11 protein-coding genes are annotated in these 24,094 nt (G+C 43.5%); 3 read left to right on the plus strand and 8 right to left on the minus strand.

Annotated features, from left to right (window positions below; all coding sequences use genetic code 11):
- The 8 genes from H6G97_RS23250 to H6G97_RS23280 all read right to left on the minus strand — a co-directional run.
- Positions 1-1,016, minus strand: a 1,016-nt coding sequence (locus H6G97_RS23250) for a matrixin family metalloprotease (RefSeq protein ID WP_190943006.1), incomplete at its 3' end; no start/stop codon positions are given.
- Between the two features lie 488 nt (positions 1,017-1,504).
- The gene (locus tag H6G97_RS23255) at positions 1,505-2,704 is read right to left on the minus strand and encodes a ShlB/FhaC/HecB family hemolysin secretion/activation protein (RefSeq protein WP_338421831.1); all 1,200 of its coding nucleotides are present in this window, start codon (positions 2,702-2,704) and stop codon (positions 1,505-1,507) included.
- Between the two features lie 54 nt (positions 2,705-2,758).
- Complete coding sequence (locus tag H6G97_RS55455; protein WP_338421832.1) at positions 2,759-3,193, minus strand: POTRA domain-containing protein; 435 nt, start codon at positions 3,191-3,193, stop codon at positions 2,759-2,761.
- A gap of 58 nt (positions 3,194-3,251) precedes the next feature.
- A complete protein-coding gene (locus H6G97_RS23260) occupies positions 3,252-7,160 on the minus strand; it encodes a two-partner secretion domain-containing protein (protein ID WP_190943007.1) in 3,909 nt (1,302 codons plus the stop codon).
- Positions 7,161-7,752: 592 nt separating this feature from the next.
- Positions 7,753-7,920 carry a hypothetical protein gene (locus tag H6G97_RS23265; protein ID WP_190943008.1) on the minus strand — a complete coding sequence of 56 codons (168 nt, stop codon included), beginning with the start codon at positions 7,918-7,920 and terminating at the stop codon, positions 7,753-7,755.
- Between the two features lie 89 nt (positions 7,921-8,009).
- On the minus strand, positions 8,010-8,252 hold the full coding sequence (locus H6G97_RS23270; RefSeq protein WP_190943009.1) for a hypothetical protein: 243 nt from the start codon (positions 8,250-8,252) through the stop codon (positions 8,010-8,012).
- Between the two features lie 119 nt (positions 8,253-8,371).
- Positions 8,372-8,722 carry a helix-turn-helix domain-containing protein gene (locus H6G97_RS23275; RefSeq protein WP_199349572.1) on the minus strand — a complete coding sequence of 117 codons (351 nt, stop codon included), beginning with the start codon at positions 8,720-8,722 and terminating at the stop codon, positions 8,372-8,374.
- On the minus strand, positions 8,685-9,002 hold the full coding sequence (locus H6G97_RS23280; RefSeq protein WP_190943035.1) for a hypothetical protein: 318 nt from the start codon (positions 9,000-9,002) through the stop codon (positions 8,685-8,687). The genes H6G97_RS23275 and H6G97_RS23280 overlap by 38 nt, the downstream gene beginning before the upstream one ends.
- On the opposite strand from H6G97_RS23280, the gene H6G97_RS23285 reads away from it, so the two are divergent.
- From H6G97_RS23285 to H6G97_RS23295, 3 genes are all read left to right on the plus strand, one after another.
- Positions 8,996-9,436 carry a hypothetical protein gene (locus tag H6G97_RS23285; protein WP_190943010.1) on the plus strand — a complete coding sequence of 147 codons (441 nt, stop codon included), beginning with the start codon at positions 8,996-8,998 and terminating at the stop codon, positions 9,434-9,436. The genes H6G97_RS23280 and H6G97_RS23285 overlap by 7 nt on opposite strands.
- A 334-nt stretch (positions 9,437-9,770) precedes the next feature.
- Positions 9,771-16,895, plus strand: a complete 7,125-nt coding sequence (locus H6G97_RS52825) for a Calx-beta domain-containing protein (protein ID WP_190943011.1) — start codon at positions 9,771-9,773, stop codon at positions 16,893-16,895.
- Between the two features lie 44 nt (positions 16,896-16,939).
- Positions 16,940-23,953, plus strand: a complete 7,014-nt coding sequence (locus tag H6G97_RS23295) for a putative Ig domain-containing protein (protein WP_190943012.1) — start codon at positions 16,940-16,942, stop codon at positions 23,951-23,953.
- Positions 23,954-24,094 lie beyond the last annotated feature (141 nt).

Genomic DNA, 24,094 nt, shown 5'->3' on the forward strand with positions numbered 1-24,094 from the left:
GTGACATTTATCCCTTGTGTTGCACTTGAGTAGTCCCCAGTATCTTCACCTAAGCCACCATCTAGAGTGTCATTGCCAGCGAAAGCATAAATAATCTCATTACCTGGCGTGCCGATGATGTTGTCATTCTTGGGAGTACCGTAGATTCTACGTAGTGGATTAACTGAACCAACACCTGTTCCGTAGATGTCTCGAATTCCCTTAATGTCATCATCATACAGGAACGCGCTTCCTAAACCAGAATAACGATTAACGGCAGTTGGATTCATGATCGCATTAGTGCCACCGTCCTTAGTTGAAGGTTCATGGTCAAGCCCTAAAGCGTGACCAATTTCGTGTACTGCTACTTCTAAGATGTCAACTTGATTAGAAGTAAATTTTAATGCCCAAGTCTCACTGCTGTCGAAGTGAATATCACCAGCTAGACCATAACTTAGACTGGGTGAGGGATTATAGGCATGTGCCAAAATATTACCACTACTACCATCTATCATGTGGTAACCAAACCGTATTTTAGCATGGTTAGCTCCGGGGTAATTATTGTCAGATGGTGGAGGACCACTATCAGGTCTCTCCACAAAAGTTAGCGGTGCATAAGTTGCCCACAGCTTTAATGCCTCTTCTATTGCTGAAGTCAGTGTACTTACAGCAAGACCTCCACGTAAATTACCGTCTAGAAGATTACTGTAGCTATAAGTAATAGTGATTGGTGTTCCTTTACCAGAGGGTTGTAGCCATTTGGAACCGCTCCTCCTGAAGTTCTCCGGCTCTAGAGGTGTGTGTACTAGATCAATTCCATCAGCATGAGCTTGGCTAGTTTCAAGGCTTTGTTCCTCTCCAGTTCCCGGCTCAACTAATAAATTCGACTGACTAAAATTAAAGTCTTGAGCAGGTTTAATAGTGGAAAATGTGGGGACTAAATCTGTAGTACTAACTCCTTGAAAAACAACAGATTCAACCGGAGTTTCCGATAATATGCCTAAGAAAGCATCCTTTGTGGTAAAAGCACTAAGCATGAGTTATGTTTTCTCCTAATATATGTCAGATTGCTAGTTGCAATAAAAGACAGACTGTAAAACCCAAGCAAGAGCTATTAAAATTGACTTAAACCGTTATCAAAACTCGCATTTCTAAGCAGATTCACAGCCTTAGCTGGTGATAGATTAGTTAGTATTGATGCTAGAAAAGCAGATAGTATTAACAGAGTTTTAGTAGTACCGATCATTCTTTTATGTCCATGCAACTTTGAAATCTCTAAAATCTCAAAGACCTGAAACCCACTCCTGTGTACGACTATTTGATCGTTTGTTTTCTTCAAAGACAAGTATTTTTGTCTGCTTGATAAATACAATAAAACAAGCCAAAAGATAATAATATGGATGCAAGTGCAAAGTTGATTGCTCAAGTAAGATAAGTCAATTGCAGATGTAAGCAGTATGGATTACAGTTTTGTGCAATCATTCTCTGATTTTTCCCGTTAAGTCTCAAAAATGTTTGAAGCATTTCAAAATGGCTGATAGCGTACTGAAAAGTAGAGACCGTTTTCTTGCAACGAGTTGCCCCGATCGCCAACTGAAATTAAGGGAATGCCGTAGTCTAGGTGCAACGATAAATCGGGGCTAATCAGCCAGCGCGACCCCAGTCCTAAACTGGCAATTGTCGCCGGGTCGGGGTCAATTTCTCGATTATTCCAGACCGTACCGATTTCAAAAGAAGGCACTAACTGTAGTACTTTGGGGTCTGATGTGACGGGAACGCGAACCTCAACTGAACCTACGATGCCATTGTCGGCAACGAGTTGGTTTTGTCGGTAGCCTCGAACTGTATCGACTCCACCGACGCTGAAGCGTTCCAAAGACAGTAAAGAATCTGGGGTTAGTTGGGCATCAATTCGCGCTACTAGCAGATTTCTGGGTGACAACTGCTGCACCCACTGAAATTGTCCCAACCAGGAAAAGAATTGCCCATCAGTACCCGTATTATTTATAGTTGCATCAAACGCATCTATCCCTAGACTGAATTGAGATCGGGCAGCTAAGACTCGTCTGGTACCGCGATTGACCCAATCTTGAGAAAACCGAATTACTGTAGCTTTGGTTTCCGCATCTTCTGAACCTTCTGTGAAGGAAAAGGGTATGTCGTTGAACAAATACGTTTGGCTGCGACGCAAATCTAAGGATAAGCCGAATGCAAATTCACTGGTTGGTGTTCTTGTGATTGGCTGACGTAAACCGAGGGAATAGGTTTGAGCCTCGCTTCTGATACCAAACTCCCGGAAATCTTCTTCGATAATGCGGCTATCGCCATTGTTATAGCGGAAGTTAAGAGTACCATTGCTCGCATTGACAGGGATGGTATAATTGATGTCGTAAAGGTCAAGTCCCTCGGTACGACCGTATCTGGCACTGAGGCGATCACCAAATCCTAACAGGTTATCATGGCTGACTTCTATGCTGCCTTGGATGGAACCAGTGCTGGGAGATTGGTTGTTATCAATGACTAAAGCAGTGTGAAAAGCAGGTGCTTCTTTGAGACTGACCCGTAAGATATTGCTCCCTGGAGTGCTGCCTGCGACTAACTGGGCATTCACCTGCTCAATAAGCGGATCGAGTTGCAACAGTTGCAAGGCTTCTTCTAGCCGTTGCTGGTTTAAAGGAGTAGACGTGCCACGTTGGAGGCGCGATCGCACGTATCCTTCACGCAATCGCCTTAAGCCACCGATTTCAATCTGCTCAAGTTTGCCCTCTACAACTTGAATTTAGACTATACCAGTACTGAGGTCTTGATTGTTGGGCAAGAAGGCTCCAGAGCTGATGTAGCCGTTTTTTATGTAGAGTTTAACAATTGCCGAGCGCAGTTCGAGCAACTCTTCAAAGGTGACTGAGCGGTTCTCGTAGGGCTGGGTTAAGGTGGTAATTTCGTCATCCAAAACGGTATTTCCCCGCACTTCCACTTTTTTAATGAAGAAGCGATCGCCTGATGGGAAAGTAACTTCAGGTGAATCTGGGGTTGGGGGAATTTGCAGTTTAATTTTTGGTGGTAATGTAGGCGTTTCACCAGGGAGAGTTCGGGGTGAAGAAGGTTTGGGAATCGTTTGCTCAACCGCATCAGGTGCAGTTGGGGGAATAGTGACACCTGGTGGCGGTGGGGACTGAGCCACTGCACTGAGCGCAAGGCAAGCTGAGGTCGCCATGTAAGAGCTTAAAATGACAACCCACCTATTGATTGGGTACATACTCAATATTATTGAATTAAGAACATTCTCGACTCAATACGAGTTTCCCGTTCGATAACCGATACACCCCAAGCGGTTCTATAATGGGGTCGCCTTTTTGCCAAGGACGATTTGGGTTGGTCGTTGAGAGTGTGCTCTCACTGGGTAAAGTTTCTACGTTTACTGTGGGAAAGCTGGACATTTGAGCATCTCCGGGGCGCTGAGGTAAGCCACCAGTACCTGTGATAGTGAAGCTTCCTCTTGTTGGTTGATTGCGGCGGACAATGCAGCTATTTGCCAGAAGGCTTTCGGTGTTAATCTGATTTTCGGGTAACTCGCTGAGGCTGTTTTGGATAAAGGTGGTATCGGGTAGAGTGATGACTCCTTCTACAGCACCAGTGGCATTCACGTCTACTCGGTCATTGCCATTGAGGGTGCGAGGGTCCGTGTTACGAGGTGCAGGACGATAGTCTTCTCCGAAGAATGCCGGAGTATTGAGGGTGATATTTCCACCTGTGCCTCCAGGAGCATAAGCGAGGATATCGCTGTCGTTGAAAGCAACTATGGAGTCAGCCGTCAATTTAATGTTGCCGCCGCCCCCTGCACCTTGGGCAACGAAGGTTGTAATATCAGTGTTACCAAATAGGTGAATCTTAGAAGCTGTGATGTTGATGTCGCCCCCAGAAGATTCGTTGGAGGAGGTTGCGATCTTGCCATTTGTGGCTGTTAGGTTTGGGGTGTTAATCTTGATGTTACCAGCAGGAGCTGCGCCTGTTGACTTGGCATCTAAACTTGCATTGGTAAGGTTGAAGGATTCTGTGGCTTTGATATCGATACTGCCGCCTGTGCCTTCTGGATTTTTTGAGTCGGTGGATGCAGAGATAGTTGCACCGTCAGCAATGGTGAGCTTTTGCGTGTCAATTCTCAACTCTCCCGCAGCACCATCACCTGTGGTTTCTGTGGTAATGGTGCCTTGTCCCTGAATCGTGATGGCGTTGGGAGCCTTAATTTCTATATTCCCCCCGATTCCTTGGTTAGAAGTGGAGGCAGAAATAGACGTTTCCGATGCCAGGTTAATATTGAGGTTTTCTCGATTGGGATGAGATTGAAGGGTAATTACTCCGGCAGGGCTAGAACTTGCTGTGGTGGTGGCAATTTTCGCTCCGTTTTGCAGGGTTAATTCCGGGGTAGTTAGGGTAATATTTCCGGCTTCGCCTTGGTTAGTGGTTCCGGCAAATAGGGCAGATAGTTCACTATTAGAACCGACGAGCGTAATTCCTTGATCGGCTTCGATACCGATACTGCCTGCCGCACCTGTGTTGCTAGTGCTACTTCTAATAGAACTATTATTGAATGTGACTAGACCTGGGCTGATTACGGTTACATTCCCAGCGCTATCGCTACCTTTGGTGTCACTTTGAATGGAACTGTTGTTGAATGTGAGATTGCCTGAGCTGGTGACAGTTACCTCTCCTGATTCACCTTCTCCATCGGCAGTTAAGGTGATGAATCCTCTAACGGCAGTTAAGGTAATGAATCCTCTATACGGCATATACTCAAATGGAACTGGTACAGTTACCTGCTTACTCGTTAGAATGTTAGTATCCGTAAGCACTAAATCTCCCAGACCTTTTACCTGAACTACTCCAGATTTTGAGTCAGAAGATAAAGTTAAGATTTCTAAATTACTTACGTTGTTTTTAGCTTCTAGAGCAACGTTCCCGCCATTTCCTGCTGTTCCTTGCTCAGAGATAGAAAAGGAGCCAAGGACTGTAGACTGATTTCCTCTCCCGGAAATATCCCCTCCTCTGGTTCGGAGGGAAATCGCGCCTCCCTGACCTGCTGTTCCTATGGGAGAGTACGAGAAAGAGTACAAAGAGCCAGTGGTATTGATGTCATTGGCAGTATTTAAGTTAATCGCACCTCCCTGACCCGCATTGCCAAAACCAGAGTACGAGTAAGAGGACAAATCGCCAGTGATATTGATCTCATTGGCAGCAGTTAAGTTAATCGCGCCCCCCTGATCCGCATTGTCAGAACCAGAGTACGAGTAAGAGGACAAATCGCCAGTGATATTGATGTCATTGGCAGCAGTTAAGTTAATCGCGCCCCCCTGACCCGCATTGCCAGAACCAGAGTACGAGTAAGAGTATAAATTGCCAGTGGTATTGATGTCATTGGCAGCAGTTAAGTTAATCGCGCCCCCCTGACCCGCATTGCCAGAACCAGAGGACGAGCCAGAAACTAAAGTGCCAGTGGTAATGCTGCCGTTATCAGTATTTAAGTTAATCGCGCCCCCCTGACCCGCATCACCAGAAACAGACAACGAGTAAGAGGACAAATTGCCAGTGGTATTGATGTCATTGGCAGCAGTTAAGTTAATCGCCCCCCCCTGACCCGCATCGCCAGAAAGAGAGAACGAGTAAGAGTATAAATTGCCAGTGGTATTGATGTCATTGGCAGCAGTTAAGTTAATCGCGCCCCCCTGACCCGCATTGCCTGATTCAGAGTACGAGAAAGAGTATAAATTGCCAGTGGTATTGATGTCATTGGCAGCAGTTAAGTTAATCGCGCCCCCCTGACCTGCATTGCCAGAAGGAGAGGACGATAAAGAGCGCAAATTGCCAGTGTTAATGCTGCCCTTTGCAGCCGAGAGTATAATGTCCCCTCCATTCCCACCATTGCGCGAAAAAGTATCGATATTGCCAACACTAATTCCCAGTGGCAGCCCTAAAGTAGCCGTGAACTCTGTGCTTCCAGCATTCTGAGTCAGGTTAGGAGTGTTGACGGAGGCTAACTCTGCCCGTAAAATCACTGTTGGACGATCTGTGAGTGTGGCGAAATCTGAATCGGTTGTGGGAATACCGCCAGCACATCCCGTGGAACCCGCTGCACACTCTGCTCCTGTAATCTTGATATTCCCACCCTGAATACTGCCCGTTGCTTCCACCTTTAGAGCAACGCCTGTATAGTCCCCAAACAGAATATCCCCATTCGCTTGAATAATTGAACCAAACATACTGACAAAGTTACCCGGTGTACCTGAATCGGTAAGCATCGACAGGTTTCCACCACTCTCAAAGTGAGCATCAAGAGAAATATCGCCATCACTGACCAGGTTGAGATTCCCCCCACTCCCAATCTTTGAAAGGGGATGGGAAAGCGCCAAGATATCAACATTCTGGTTGCCTTGAATGGTCAGATTTCTTCCAGAAGTAGCAATAATTGGGCTAGCGATCGCATCGCGCACTTTCACAGTATCCTGCGCCTGTAACGTCAAATCTCCAAGAGCTTTTAACTGTCCCTGCAAGTCGAGATTGCCAGCCGACAGAGTAAGATGTTTCCCAGTTGATAAATTCCCCTGATTAATAATCGAACCCGGTTGACTAGCAACTGCATTAAAAAACAGCGCTCCCGGAGTGACAGAAAGCAAACTACTTGTTTGCGGTTGTGTTGCACTGAAATAGCCACTATCACCCAACTGTATGCGGTCGGCTGTCGTCGCCAGAAATGACCCCTGGATATCCAAACTGGCATTCGGACCAAATATAATCCCGTTCGGATTGAGCAAAAATAAATTCGCCCCACCCAAAACCCCTAACCTGCCCAAAATGTTAGAGGCATTGCCGCCTGTAACGCGAGTTAAGATGTTCTCAATTCCAGTGGGATTGGCAAAATAAGCCCCCTTGCCTTCTCCCACATTAAAGTCCTGCAAACTGTGGAACAGGTTAGCACCGCGAGTTGCGCCACCATCAATGCGATCGCTAGAAATTCCCTGTATATTGACATTGGGTGTAACGACAGAACCTTCAGCACCTAGCATCTTGTCAGGCACGATTTGAGCATTAACGCGATCGCTTACTCCTATTGAGAGTACCGCCACTAAAGCGACACAACCCCCAATCTTCCACTCCAAACCTCGACCGAACCAGCTTTTAATAATCATTTGGTGGTTTTATTAACATTTTTGGAAATCTCTACACGCCCATCTCTCAATCACCTCTGTAGATGTATTTTCCGTATTTACTTATCTTTACATGTTGGTTTTTTTCACGCCGACTTTCTTAGATTAATTGGGATAAGTGAGTTGGCACAATCAAACCAAACTGTGTAAAGATAAGTAAACAAGGCTCAAGCCCTTTTTCCTCCTCTCCCCTGCAAGAATTGCCTTATCCCGACAATAATTATTTACGCCGACCTACTTATTAGGTTAAAAGCTGTCAAAATCTTAACTATAATCGGCCTCATATAACAATTTTATTTATACGTATCATTTATAAGATTTTTATTTTGAGAAAGAGAAACTGAGTGCCGCTTCCCTCGAAGTCAAAAATCAAAAGTTATTCCAGCTAATGGTATCAATCACTGGTAAATCATGGCTGACTTTTAAGCCGTCACTGCATTGAGTACTGCTTGCTTAATTTATACAATATATCTGGAACTAAAATTAGGCATTCACCTGTTGTGCTAAATTAATGGTAAAACAAAGCAATACTGATTGCACAATTAGGCAGCTACCATTGCTCAAATGTGCAAATTCAGATCAGAATAGAGTAAAATTTCGGACAAGTCTTTCGGTACTTGGGTACGCTCCATATCCTTTGCACAACATCTTTGACGATTCTACCAGTGGGAACTTTGGCACCCGCAAGCTCTATTGCCGTTAGCCATACTTCTTGCTGTTCTTGGGGTTCAAGCTTTGTCATGGGTCAAACTTGCCCCTCTGCTGTCGGCAATTTGTGATCAATTTGATCACAAATTTCAACCAAGTTATCAAAAACAACAGCCGTATCCATTAAAAGATAAGACTGGCGACGGCTATGACCAAATCTTTCCCGGCAATATTCCTCAAATGTCTTATGCGTCGAACGATATAATCTGCGATCGCGTAATTCCGCCAACCGACAGCAGTAACCGTAATTGTTGCTGAAGAGGGATCTACTTGCTGGGAGATATCCCCATTTGTGGAAATAGCTGGTAGTTCTGAGTTAGATGCGGCAGAGGTGGCTTTTTTGCGTTTTGAAGGTGGTTTAGCCATTATTCCACCTCTTATGGTTTAACGGTATTTGCTTAGAGTCAATGGCTAATAAATTTTGAGTGTTATGGATAGTTGCGATTGCCAAACAGCTAAGTTAATTTTTGTAAAAACAAAAGCATTCATGATGCCTCCTTATTAGGTAATAACCAGAATACCTGGGCATTAGTATTGTCTGATTTCCCTGAATTAGGTGAATGCCCGTTTTTGGGTTTTTCTGTAGTCATTGATTGAATATCGGCATATCCTGGATCACCATCGCCATCATAAGTGTAGTCAAACAAATCTCCAGGCGTAATGATTCGCTCATCCCCTTTTGCGTGATAGGCCTTGGTTAAGCCGTTACACAAATTATTCAAAACTCTACCGCTAATCTGCTCAATCTCATCAGCGTTTTTCAGTTTTGAAATGGACGTTGGATGTATACCTGAAAGTTCAGCAAGTTCTTTGTTGCTGATTTTCTTCTCTGCCATTAATATTCTTAGCCGCCAACGAATCATCTTTTGAGAGTCTTTTTTTGTTTTCCTTACTCTCATAGTTTCCTCCACTAATGCTTTTATAGCTAGATCGCTTACTTAAAGCGATTCCTTCAAATATAGCAGCCATAACAATTAATATGCAAGCTTGACAAATATATAGCAAGATCGCTATATTTATAGATAGCAAAAAGCGACCGCACCTCTCTCGCAAATTGGAAGCGATCGCTTTTGCAAAACATCCACCATACAGATGGCCTAACCAATATAATGACATACCAAATCTATAGTCATCAACAGCTGCAACTGAAATCGATTGCCCGTCTCAAGCAAATCTACAGCGAAATCGCTTGTACAGACGAAGTAAGCGACAAACGCTGTAAAAACGCGTGGATTTCCGCCATTGTTAACTATCAGGCAAGCAAGATTCAGAAAGTCGCCCCTGCTACCCCAGACAACCAAGCCCTCGCTCAAGCCGAACTCGACCACTTCATCGCAACCCAAGCCCAAGCCGTAGCTCCCGAACCCCTCAGAATAGTCGAAATCTCATTTTCTGATTACGAATATTACGCTGATGACAAACTGATAGCCAGCATCAGCCATGACGACAACCACTTAACGTGGCTAGACTTGCCTAAATGGCGTAATCAGCGAAACTTTATTTTAAAGTATTCTTTTGGTGAAGATAATTATAACCCCTTGGCATCTTGAGTAATAAATGCGATTTTAGATTAAAGATACAAAAACCCTGTTAATGCTTTAAGTAAATATACCAGTTAACAAATTAATTACATATAGGACTCCGATTTGATTTCTGAAAACATACTGAGGCTGGAAAGCCCGTTTTATCTAGGGTTTTATCTGAAATCTTGTTCAGAAATCAGATATGAGTCTTATATACCTTTTTAACTTAAAAGCCAAATACAAAAAATATTTTCGATATTACATGAATAACATTTATACGCTTTCTAACAGTTTAGTTGTAGAGTCTCCTTTAGCCATTGACTCAATTATATTAGTAACTTTAGAATAAGCTCTAGTTCTGGTGCAAGAAAGATTGCAAGCTTTTGCTGATGACCCAGACTTTACTCAAAAGATGGCGCTAGCTTTTGGGGAAAAATCTGATCCTGGCTCTTTAAAAATAGCGTGGTTGGCAGGGGATTTTAGTATTTTTCCAAAAATAGATATTCGCCATACAGCAGATATCAATGGTGCGAATGGAGCTTACGGGGCATATACTAACCGGATTTATCTGTCTTGGGAGTTCTTGCAGGCGAATCAGGTAAATACAGAAAGTTTTGTTGGATTGTTATTAGAGGAAATTGGACATCAAGTTGATAGTATCTTGAATGATAGTGATAGTGATAGTGCTGGGGATGAAGGGGCGATTTTCTCAGCTTTAGTACAGAGAAAAAGTTTTTCTGATGAAGTATTGATACAGTTAAAGACGGAAGATGATTCAGCAGTTATTAATATTGATGGGCAAGCGATCGCAGTTGAACAGCAGAATTTCACTGGTGATAATGGAAATAACACAATAACAGGAACCTCTGGCGACGACACAATTAATGCCGGATTAGGAAGCGACAACGTAAATGGCGGTGCAGGCAATGACCTATTAATCGTTGATTACTCCAGCAATACCTATACAGGTTCAAATTCTGGCATTAATAACTCGGTATCCAGCAATGGTACAGGTGGATTCAACGGTTATTATCAAGCCAATAATGGCTCTGTTTACGATACAGTTAACTTCTCCAACATTGAACGGTTTCAAATTACCGGAACCGCAGCTAACGATCAGATTCGCACAGGCGATGGCAATGACACGATTATTGGCGGTGCTGGTAATGATGTCATCAATGCAGGGAATGGCATAAACGTCATTGATGGAGGGGATGGGATAGATACTTTAGTTGATACCAACTTCAGTACTGCTGCTAATGGACTCAGTATTAATGATGTTCAAAATTCCATCATCCTCTCAGACGGCACAAGTGTATCAAATATTGAACTGTTCACCAACCTGACTACTGGCAGTGGTTATGATGTCATCAACTACACCCAGCGCAACAGCAACACAATTAATACAGGTGATGGTGACGACACAATTAATGCCGGATTAGGAAGCGACAACGTAAATGGTGGCACAGGCAATGACCTATTAATCGTCGATTACTCCAGCAATACCTATACAGGTTCAAATTCTGGCATTAATAACTCGGTATCCAGCAATGGTACAGGTGGATTCAACGGTTATTATCAAGCCAATAATGGCTCTGTTTACGATACAGTTAACTTCTCCAACATTGAACGGTTTCAAATTACCGGAACCGCAGCTAACGATCAGATTCGTACAGGCGATGGCAATGACACCATTATTGGCGGTGCTGGCAATGACACCATTGATGGACTGGGCGGAAATGATACCATTACGGGTGGTGCAGGTAATGATGTCATCACGGGTGGGACAGGCATCAACATCATTGATGGGGGAGAAGGAATCGATACCCTGGTTGATGGCAACTTTAGTTCTGTAACTAGTGCCTTAAGCATTGACGACACCAACACCAGCAAAACCATCACCCTTGCAGATGGCACAAGTGTTACCAACATCGAACTGTTTACCAACCTAACCACTGGCAGTGGTAATGATGTCATCAACTACACCCAGCGCAACAACAACACGATTAATACAGGTGATGGTGACGACACTATTAATGCAGGGTTAGGAAACGACAATGTAAATGGTGGCGCAGGCAATGACCTATTAATCGTCGATTATTCCAGCAATACCTACACTGGTTCAAGCTCTGGCATTGGTAGCTCGGCATTCAGCAATGGCACAGGTGGATTCAACGGTTCTTATCAAGTCAATAATGGCTCTGTTTACGACACAGTTAACTTCTCCAACATTGAACGGTTTCAAATCACCGGAACCGCAGCTAACGATCAGATTCGTACAGGCGATGACAATGACACGATTATTAGCGGTACTGGTAATGACACCATTGATGCTGGTGGTGGGAACGATCGCTTGATCGGGGTTGCTCAAAACGCCGTTAATCCTGGATTAGGAGAAATTGACACTCTTCAAGGCGGTGCAGGTGGAGACATTTACATCATTGGTAATGCAGCTACTACCTTCTATGATGATGGCAACACGACTACAGCAGGTACGGCAGATTATGCCCGAATTGTTGGCTTTAACGCTAGTGAAGATATCATCCAACTGACAGGCCCAAAAACTAACTACATCCTGGGTACATCTCCTATAAATGGCGTCACTGGCACAGCAATTTACATTAACAAACCCAATAGCGAACCAGATGAACTCATCGCCATCATTGAAGGAGTCACAGGATTAAACCTGAATTCCAACGTTTTCATCGAAGCACAAAACGAATCTGGTCTATTCTCCTTCAGTCAAGCTACTTTTAGTACTCCTGAAAGTAATAATGCCACCATTACAATTACCCGTGAACAGGGAACTGTTAATGCAGCTAGTGTTACCTTGGCTTTAACTAACGGTACTGCCACTGCTCCAGGTGATTATGACAACAGTAGTATTACTGTTAACTTTGCCGATGGCGAAACTAGCAAAACCATCACTATTCCCATTGTTAACGATAATATCTATGAATCTAATGAGACTGTCAATCTGACCCTGATTAACCCCACCAATGGCGCAGCTTTAGGAACTCAGAAGACAGCCACTTTAACCATTGTCGATAACGATGCTCTTCCTGGCGCGATTGCCTTTAGTGCAGCTAACTATAGCGTCAACGAAGATGGTACACCTATTACAGTTGTCACCCTCACCCGTACTGGTGGTAGCGATGGGGCAGTCAGTGTGATTTTGACTCCTACCAACGGTACAGCAACAGCATCTAGTGACTTTATTAGTAACCCGATTACAGTTAACTTCGCTAACGGGGAAACTAGTAAAACAGTTACAATTCCTGTAATTAATGACACTATTAACGAATCCAATGAAACCATTAATTTAACCCTCACCAATGTGACGGGTGGCGCAACCATTGGCGCACAAAATACCGCCGTCTTAACGATTATTGATAACGATCCTTTACCTGGAACTTTGGCATTTAGTAATGCTAATTACACAGTTAATGAAGATGGAACACCAATTACCATTGTTACTGTTACCCGTACTGGTGGAAGTGATGGCGCAGTCAGCGCAATAGTAAACTTAACTAATGGAAGTGCGATCGCGCCTAATGACTACAGTAATACTCCGATTAATGTTAATTTTGCGAATGGAGAAACTAGTAAAACCGTTACTATTCCGATCACCAACGATGCTTTACTAGAAGGGAATGAAACAATTAACCTCTCCCTGACTAATCCTACTGGTGGTGCAATTCTGGGTACTCAACAGAATGCAACTTTGGTAATTATTGATAACGATGTTCAGTTAGCCTTTTCTAACAGTACTTTCAGCGTCAATGAAGATGGTATCCCCATTAACCAAGTTACAGTAGTACGTAGTGGTCTAACTAGTAGTGGGGTATCTGCCACAATCGAACTGAGTAATGGCACAGCTACTACACCCTCTGACTATACTGATACCCCGATTACTGTTACCTTCGCTGCGGGTGAAACCAGTAAGATTGTTGCGATTCCCATCATTAATGACTCAGTATTAGAGGCGACAGAAACTCTCAGTTTAACTTTAACTAATCCTACTGGTGGCGCAACACTAGGAACACAAAAAACAGCCATCCTGAATATTGTTGATAATGATGTTGTACCAGGAGTTATTCAGTTTAGCAATGCTAACTATTCAATTAATGAAAATGGTACGCCTGTAACTGCTATTACTTTAACTCGTACTGGAGGAAGTGATGGTGCAGTTAGTGTCAGAGTTGACTTAAGTAATGGAAGTGCGATCGCAGGCAGTGACTATAATAATAGTTCAATTACGGTTAACTTTGCCGATGGAGAAACGAGCAAAACTGTCACCATACCCATCATTGATGACAGTATTTTAGAAAGCAATGAAACCATTAATTTAAGTCTTTCTAATCCCATCAATGGTGTAGTGATTGGAACACAAAACAGCGCAATTGTCAATGTTATCGACAATGATTTTAAACCGATTTTAACCGTTAATATTGCTGCTGAAGAAGCTACTGAAGGCAATACCATTCAGGGAACAGTCACCCGCAATAGTGACACCACAGAACCCCTCACTGTTACCTTAGCTAATAGCGATAATACTCAAATTACAGTACCTACCACAGTTACGATCGCTGCGGGGGCAAGTTCTGTTAACTTCAATATTAGTGCTGTTGATGATACTTTAATTGAACTCCCTAAAAATTACAGTATCATTGCTTCTGCACAGGGATTTATTAGTGGATCAGATAACGTTGCCATCATTGATAATGATGAAGTAACATTAAATGTAACTTTTGATACCACTAATATTAATGAAAATGGCGGAAAAGTGATCGCTACTGTCACCCGAAATATCGTTACTAATATCCCTTTAGTGGTTCAACTTTCTAGCAGCGACACCACAGAAGCAACCGTTCCCACGACCGTCACCATTGCAGCCAATCAAGCATCCGCTACCTTTGAAATTCAAGGGGTTGATGATAGCATTGTTGATGGTACACAACCTGTTATTATTACGGCTAAACCTACCTATACAAACACGAATTTAGCTTTACAGACAGGAAACGCTACTGCTAATCTGAATGTCGTTGATAACGAAAGTCCCACTTTAAAATTAACCATAGATCGGGATGTTATTGCGGAAACAGGAATAGCAAGTGCAACTATTACCCGTAATACAAATACAAATACTGAGTTAATTGTCACCCTTAATTCTAGTGATACCACAGAAGCAACAGTTCCCAATACAGTAATCATTGCTGCGGGACAAACTTCGGCAACTTTTGCGATTACTGGAGTTAGTGACGGGATTAATGATGGAAGTCAATCAGTCAATATTACAGCATCAGCGATCGGGTTAAATAGTGATACAGATAGCTTAGAAGTCACTGATATTAATGTACCCGATTTAACTATCACTCAGTTACAAGGAATTCAACCCACTTATACAGGAAAACAATCTCAATTTACCTACACTGTTGCTAATAATGGGATTATAAATGCGTCGGGAAGTTGGAAAGACAGAGTTTATCTTTCTACAGATAACAAACTTGATGCCAATGATACGTCATTAGGGGAATTTGGCTTAGGTAGCGTGGAAAATCCGGCTAACTTTGCACCAGGAACATCTTATGAACGCACTGTCACCTATTTTGCACCACGCACCCCTGGACAGTATTATTTAATTGCCACCACCGATACTGGCAATACAGTTAATGAAGGGGTAGGCATTGGGGAAAATAACAATACTACTATTGCACCGATTACAGTTACACCATCCTATCGTGCGATCGTTTCGACTAACACTGAGACTTCTTTAGCTGGAAATCCTGTCATCCTGCGCGGACAAGCTATTAGTAATAGCGATAATTCCCCCATTGCATTTGAATTTGTCAAAGTCAGGGTAGAAAATAACGGCATAATTCGAGAATTCGACTCGTTTACCGATGCAAATGGTAACTTTGTCAGACAATTTAATCCCCTCCCAGGTGAAGCGGGGACTTACAACATTAACGCTTATTTCCCTGGTTTTGCTAGCGAAGACACCGCCGCCGAAGACCAATTTACCTCGTTGGGAATGCGGTTTGAGCAGAATAACCAATTCTTGCAGCAGGTAACGCAAAAAATAGTTGAAGGGACGACATTTAACGGTCAAGTTAAGCTGCAAAACCTGAGTAATATCGATTTATCGGGACTGACTGCAAGTATCATTGATGCGCCGAGTAATTGGACTGTTGAAGTCACTCCACAAAAAACCAGTCTTGCAGGAAACGAAGAAATTACCGTCAACTACAACATCACCGTTCCTGATGACAGCTTACTCTACGACCAGTTACAAATTCGCCTAGCCACCACCGAGGGAGTCACTGCAACTTTACCTGTAACGGTGAATGTCGAGCAAATTCTACCGCGATTAGTTGCTGATACCAGCAGCTTACAAGCCAGTATGCTGCGGGGAGGTCAAACATTAGTTGAGTTTACCGTAACTAATCAAGGGGGAATTGCTTCTGGGGAATTAGATATATTGTTTCCTGAAGCGCCTTGGTTAAAGTTAGCATCTCCTGTAGAGATACCTTCCTTAAATCCAGGTGAGTCAGCAAAAATTTCTGTGTTACTGCAACCATCTGCAACGCAAGAATTAACAGTTTATAACGGCGATTTAGTCATTGCAGGTGCGGAAACATCGATAAGATTACCGTTTAATTTCCGTGCGGTTTCTGAAGCTAAAGGGAATCTAAATATTAATGTAGTAGATGAATTATTCTTCTTTGCTGAAGGTTCACCAAGATTAGAAAATGCCACAATTACGCTGGTAGATCCGTTTAGTGGCAAGGTTATCTCTTCTGAGCAAGATGCGGACGGCATTTTATATAAAACGGATTTAGCAGAAGGCTATTATACCCTACGAATTAATGCCGATAGTCACGACTCCTATGAGAAAAATATTTATATCGGAGCAGGAGAAACTGAGAACGTTCAAGCTTTCTTGTCTCGCCAAACAGTTAAATCTACCTGGACGGTAACACCGACAGAAATTCAGGATCAATATACGATCAGCATTGAAAGTGTTTTTGAAACTAATGTTCCTATTCCTACGGTAGTCATTGAACCCAGTTTCATTGATCTAGATCAATTGCAGGTGGTTGGTCAGGTAATGCAGATTAATGTTACCGCCACGAATCATGGTTTGATTTCTGCCCATGACATTGATTTAGACTTTGGTGATCACCCCTTCTACAAAATCGAAGCTCTCATAAATAATATTGATCCCCTAGCAGCGAAAAGTTCTATCACCGTCCCTGTGAGGATTACTCGCATTGCCGATTTTGATACGCTAAATCCTGCCGGTGGGGAACTCGTCTTACAATCGACCCCCTCTGTTCCCTGTAGCATTTCAGCCAGAATTGACTATTCCTATGAGTGTGCCGGGGAAGAAATCACACGAGATATCCCTATTCCTATTTTTAATGTAGAAGGTAACTGCACCACTCCTGGCGGTGGCGCTATACAACCTACTGGGATGTTCTGAATGAAGTTGCCTTAAATTACTATGGGGATGCGGTTTGGCTTGAGGTGAGTGATGAAAACCAGCCCATTCTGCAAGCTTGGCATCAGGCTTTTAAAGAATATGCTCAAGGCGATACCATTGAGAAGTTTAAAATATCCGATACAGAGCGGGAACAACTTCTAACTTTAGACTTTCCTCAACCACTAACAGCCGATGATGTCAATAAATTTATTGCCCGATGGAATCGCAACATTGAGTATTACAGCCAAGGAATCTTTAGTAAAACAGACCTGAGTGAAGGTCAAAACCCAGATTTCATGGCAATTGATCAGTTGCAGACTCTTGAATCCCAGATTGATGAATTTAAGGCAGTTCTTGAAAGTGAAGGTTACGAAGACTTGTATGATGCCACTCTGGGTTTAAGTAATGAGTTATACGAGTCTCTCAGTGGTGAAGGGGGAGTTTGCGCTACGGTCAAAATCAAAATCGACCAAGAAGCGGTAATGACTCGTGCCGCCTTCTTAGGTACACTGGAAATCGAAAACGGTAACAGCAGCAACCTCGAAAACCTTTCTGTTACTCTTCAACTCAAAGATGCAAACGGCAACATTGTCAACGACTTATTTGGTATCACTAACCCCATTCTCAAAAATATTACCGCAGTTGATGGTACGGGTATCCTCAGAGGCGATGACCCGACAACTAGTGTAGATGAAGGTATCGGTTCCGCCCAATGGACATTTATCCCCACTAACCTCGCAGCAGCGGAAATTCCCAGCCAATACACCATCGGCGGGACTCTCAGCTACACTGAAAATGGCAGTCAAATAATAGTTCCCTTGCTTGCTGCTCCCATCACGGTCTATCCCCAAGCGGAACTTTATCTTGACTACTTCCATCAACGTGATGTGTTTGCTGATGACCCCTTCACCAATAATATTATTGAAACCTCCGTTCCTTACTCTTTAGGAGTATTAGTTAGAAACCAAGGCAAAGGTGAAGCCAAGAACTTAAAAATTACTTCCGGTCAACCGAAGATTGTAGAGAATGAAAAAGGTCTACTTATAGACTTCCAAATTATCGGTTCAGAAGTCAACGGTACTGGTGTTAGTCCTTCCTTAACCGTCAACTTTGGTAATATTGCTCCTGGTAAAACCGCCGTTGCTGACTGGTTACTAAAATCTTCCCTGCAAGGCAAATTCATCGACTACAAAGCCACCTTTGAACATGTCAATAATCTCGGTAAAGCTGAACTCTCTCTAATTAAAGATGTCAAAATCCACGAATTAATTCACAAAGTCCAAATTAACCAACCCACGGATGACGGACTCCCAGACTTTTTAGTTAATGATATCTTTGACGCAAAATTCACCCCCGATACTCTCTACTTCAGTCAGGGAGGAACTGCACCCGTCAACGCTGCAACTAATATCACTGCCGACGCACCCGTAACTGTGGGCGACCTCAGCGTGCAAATTGCTGCTACTGTTGATTCAGGTTGGAGTTATCTTCGCCTCGCTGAACCTAGTAATGCACAATTTGATATCCAAAAAGTATTACGTGCAGATGGTACAGAAGTCAAATTAGATAACGTTTGGACAAGCGATCGCACCTTCCCTGGTACAGGTCGTCCCATCTACGAAAATATTCTACATTTCCTCGACTACAATTCTACCGCAAGCAATACCAACTACACCGTCATCTACACCCCAGGCGGCCCTAGCATAACTGATATTATTGATGTCAGCCCAGACCCCCGTTCCACTGCTGTCAATGCAATCGTTGTTGACTTCTCGGAAGCAGTCAAAGCCAGCACCTTTGATATCAGCGATATCAGCTTAACTGTTGATGGTGGGGCAAATCTGATTACTCCTGCTGTTTCTATTGTTGCCCAGTCCGCAACTCGTTTCCAAATTACCGGACTGAGTAACCTTACTAACTTGGATGGAACCTATCAACTCACCGTCAATGCTGCTGGGATTGCAGACATTGGCGGCAAACTGGGTACAGGTTTAGTTAGCGAAACTTGGATTAAAACAGCCACAGGTAACTCTGATACAACTGCGCCTACTGTCACTGACATTGTAGATTTGTTAGTTGACCCACGCAATCAACCTGTATCTTCCCTCAATGTCACCTTCTCGGAAAAAATTGACACCAGCACCTTTACTTGGCAGGATATCACCCTCACTCGTAACGGTGGCGCAAATTTAATTACCAATGCTGTCACTATTTCTGCCGTCGATGACACTACTTACCGCATCAACGGATTGAGTGGGTTAACCGCAACAGATGGAACCTACAACCTCACCGTCAACGGTAGCAGTATTCAAGATTTATCTGGCAATGCGGGTACTGGTACGCAATCAGAAAGCTGGGTAACGGATACCACTGCACCCAATGTTCCTAGCAACATTACTGTCATCGCCACCCCATCACCAAGTAGCCTGCAAACAGCCTCCGCCAGTTTGGGTATCCTCAACCAATTCGGTCAAATTCGGGTTAACAGCACCTCGGTGACTGTAACTGGTGATTTGGGTGAAACAGGTTTGCGTGTCTCCCTCATTGATAAAGTCACATCCCAAACTCTGGGACAAGCAACTGTCACCGGAACCAGCTTTAGCGGTAATATTCAACTCCCCTCTCCCGGTAGTAGAGACGTAGATGTTCATATTCAAGATGCTGCCGGAAACATTACTACAACTACCTTAAGCCTGTTTGCAGATGTCACTAAACCTGTAATTACCGAATTCCTCAACGTTCCCCAAAACTCTGTTACTACTCCCGTAGACTTCATTGATGTCCGCTTCTCAGAACAAATTAACCTCTCTACCTTCGATAAAAGCGACATCACCCTCACCCGCAACGGTGAAAATATCATTCTCCCTGACACCACAACAGTTGAATATATCTCCGGTACAACCTACCGCATCAACGGGTTAGGCAACTTTACAACCACTCCCGGAACTTATCAACTGCGAGTTGATGAGACAACCATTCAAGATAACGCAGGTAATAGCGGTGATGCTTCCAAAACAGCCTCCTTTGCGATCGCTGCACCTTCTACCCCTGGTATAAACTTAACTCAAAGTGGTGCTAGCACAACTGTCACCGAAGGCGGTAACACTGATAGTTACACCCTTGTTCTCAGAACCCAACCCACTGCTGATGTAATTGTTACTCTTAACGTTGGTAATCAAATTACCACCGATAAAACTAACCTCACTTTTACATCTGCGAACTGGAATACTCCGCAAACTGTCACCGTTACCGCCGTTAACGACACCGCCCCAGAAGGCAACCACACCAGCACTATCACTCACGGTGTCACCAGTACAGATACCAACTACAGCAATACCACTCTTGCTGATATTGCCGTCAGCATCACCGATAACGATGCGGAAATTCGCGGGATGAAATGGCATGACATTGATGGTGATGGTGTCAAAGACTCAGGGGAAACTGGTTTACAAGGTTGGACAATTTACCTCGACACCAACAGCAACGGACAATTAGACAACACCGAAATCTCGACTGTTACCGACGCAAATGGCAATTATCAATTTACCAACCTGCGTCCTAGCATTTACACTGTTGCTGAAGTTCAGCAAGCAGGATGGAAGCAAACCTTCCCCGGTGTTAATGTTACTACCACCAACGCTGACATTCCCCTTTATACCCCAACCTTAGAGATTATTTCTCCACAGGGAACAGAAAACACTGGGATTTCCTCGCTCTCAGATAATCAGGCTCAAATTAATTTTAATGCGGCTAATTATATAGTCCAAGAAGACGGAACCGCAGTCACAGAAGTTTGGGTAACTCGCACAGGAAACACCAGTAGTGCAGTCAGTGCCACACTTAGCTTCATTGATGGTACTGCCAAAGGGTGTGGGTGTGCCGTTAGTTCCGTCAATAATGATTTCAACAATATTCCGATCGCCATTACTTTCGCTGAAAATGAAACCAGCAAACTCATTTACGTGCAAAATGCCCTGCTAGGTAATCCTAACGCCATTAAAATTCGCAACGATAACAAAGTTGAGGGAGACGAATCTTTTACAATTCAGCTAACTAACCCCACAGGGGGAGCATTCATCGGTAATCAAGGCATTGCCACTGTTACTATTATTGATGACGAAGCCCCCTCAGACATTACGGTAACGCCTCCTCTACAAAGTCCTGGCACAACTATTTCGAGTTTCGGGGATAGTAAGGCGACTTCCTTAATTAACTTGAATAACTTTTGGACAGATACCCGCTTTGCTAACATCAAAGGTAACGGTTTAACTACCGTCATTATTGATACAGGTATCGACTTAAATCATCCCATCTTCGGGGCTGATGCTGACAATAACGGCATTGCTGATAGAATCGTCTACCAATACGACTTTGCTGACAACGATGGAAATGCTAGCGACAAAAACAATCACGGTTCCCACATCGCTAGTATCTTTACCAGTGTTGCCCCCAATTCCAATATCATCGCCCTCAAAGTCTTTAAAGATAACGGTTCTGGCAGTTTCTCTGACTTAGAAAAAGCTTTACAATGGGTCGCTGCTAATAGCACTTCATATAATATTGCATCTGTCAACCTTTCGATTGGAGATAGCCAAAACTGGACAACAGCCACCTCCCGTTACGGTATCGGTGATGAATTAGCAGCGATCGCCTCCCAGAATATCATTATCAGCGCCGCCGCAGGTAACAGCTTCTACCAATATGGCAGCAATCCCGGATTAGCTTACCCTGCAATAGATCTCAATGTCATAGCCGTCGGTGCAGTTTGGGCAGATAACTTTGGCGGGCTGAAAAACTTTGTCGGTGGGGCAATTGATTACACCACGAGTGCCGATCAAATTGCTAGTTTCTCCCAACGAGATCCCCAAGAGCTAGATGTATTTGCCCCAGGTATCTTGATTACAGGTGCTAATGCCAATGGCGGTACTACTACTATGGGAGGAACCAGCCAAGCAGCAGCCTACATCACAGGCGTGGCAACTCTCACGCAACAGATAGCACAAGAAAAACTTGGTCGGAAACTCACGATTAACGAGTTCCGTAACCTTCTCGATAGTACCAGTGTCATGATCAATGACGGTGATAACGAAAACGACAACGTTACCAACACTGGCAAAAACTACCCCCGCGTAGATTTATTGAAACTTGCAGAAGGTATCCTTAATCTCAATAGTTCTACTCCCAACCCCAATCCTGTTAACCCAAGTAATAACCCTAACAATAACGGTACTACCACATCCGACAATACCCTCAACCTTGTTCACACTATCAACCTCACGGCAGGTCAAGTACGCACAGGGATTGATTTTGGTAATCAACAATTCACAGGTAATCAAGCACCCACCATTGCCAACCCCATAGCTGACCAAACCGCAACCGAAGACGCAACCTTTACCTTCACCATTCCAGAAAACACGTTCTTAGATGTAGATGCAGACGATATTCTCAGCTACTCTGCAACTCAAGAAAATGGTGTAGCTTTACCAACTTGGCTGACATTCAATTTAACAACTCGTACCTTTAGCGGTACACCAACCAACAGTGAAGTTGGTAGTGTCAACATTAAAGTTAGCGCCACAGATAAATCTGGTACAACTGCAAATGATACCTTCACTATTACAGTCGCTAATACTAATGATGCACCGATATTGGGGAGTGCGATCGCAGACCAAAATGCAACCGAAGACACAGCCTTTACCTTCATCATTCCAGAAAACACTTTTGCAGATGTCGATGTCAGCGATACCCTTACTTACTCAGCAACATTAGAAAACGGTGCAGCTTTACCAACTTGGCTGACATTCAATGCCGCAACTCGTACTTTTAGAGGTACAGCCACTAACAGTGAAGTTGGTAATCTCAGGATTAAAGTTACAGCTACAGATAAATCTGGTGAAACGGCAACCGATACCTTCCTCCTAAACGTTCTCGACACCCCAGATCCTGGTATCCTCTCCTTTAGCAATGCCACCTACAGCGTCAACGAAGATGCGATCGCTATCATCACAGTTACCCGCACAGATGGTAGTGATGGCTCTATCAGTGCTACCATAACCCTGAACAATGGTACAGCTACAGCCCCTACAGACTACAGTAATAATCCTCTAACCATCGCCTTTGCTGCTGGACAAACTAGCCAGACATTTAATATTCCCATTGTCAACGACAGTTTAATTGAAGGAAACGAAACCCTCAGCATCACTTTAACTAACCCCACAGGTAATGCCAGCATCGGCACTCAAAGCACCGCAGTCCTTACCATTGTTAATAATGATGCCAGTGGCAGTATAAATGCTAGTGGTGGTATTGGCAACGACACCATTAATGGCAGTAATGGCAACGATATTCTTGATGGTGGTGCAGGTAGCGATCGCCTAAGTGGTGGTACTGGAGATGACATATACATTGTCGATAGCATTCGAGACGTAGTTGTAGAAGCGTCTGCACAAGGCACAGATACCGTTAAGTCCTCTGTCAATCATACCCTGACAGCAAATGTCGAAAACTTAATCTTGATTGGCACTGACAGCATCAACGCTACAGGCAACGAATTAGATAATGCGATCGCAGGTAACAGTAGCAACAATCTACTCAAAGGATTAGGAGGTAAAGATACCCTCATCGGTAATGCCGGAGATGACATCCTCGTTGGCGGTGCAGGTAATGATCTACTAACTGGAGGTCAAGGAGCAGATAGCTTCCTGTTTGGCAGTGGTGCTGCCTTTACTGAGAGTGCTTTTGGCATCGATACGATCACCGATTTCAGTAAGGGAACGGATAAAATTGCTCTCAGTAAAGCTTCCTTCACAGTTTTAAACAGTGTAATTAATAGCAACTTGTTTGCTAGTGAATTCACAACTATCAATACGGCTGCTGTTAATGAAGTATCTATTGCTGGAGCTAGCAGTGCCAAGATCATTTACAACTCCTTAACAGGAAACTTGTTGTACAACCAAAACACCTCATCTGCTGGTTTAGGCACTGGCGGAGTTTTTGCCAACCTCGCAGTCACATCGTTGCCTTCCTTGGAAGCTAATGATTTCTTAATCCAATCTTGAGCATAAATTTATACTGTTTAGCCCTTATTAGATTATAAATGTAATAAGGGCTAATTGTTACATTGCCCTACAAAGTTTCACTTGCGTATGTATAAATATTTCATTCGTAATTGAATTTTTTCAAATTGGTACTACTAGCTT

This window comes from Nostoc flagelliforme FACHB-838, from assembly GCF_014698065.1.
Taxonomy (GTDB): Bacteria; Cyanobacteriota; Cyanobacteriia; order Cyanobacteriales; family Nostocaceae; genus Nostoc; species Nostoc flagelliforme_B.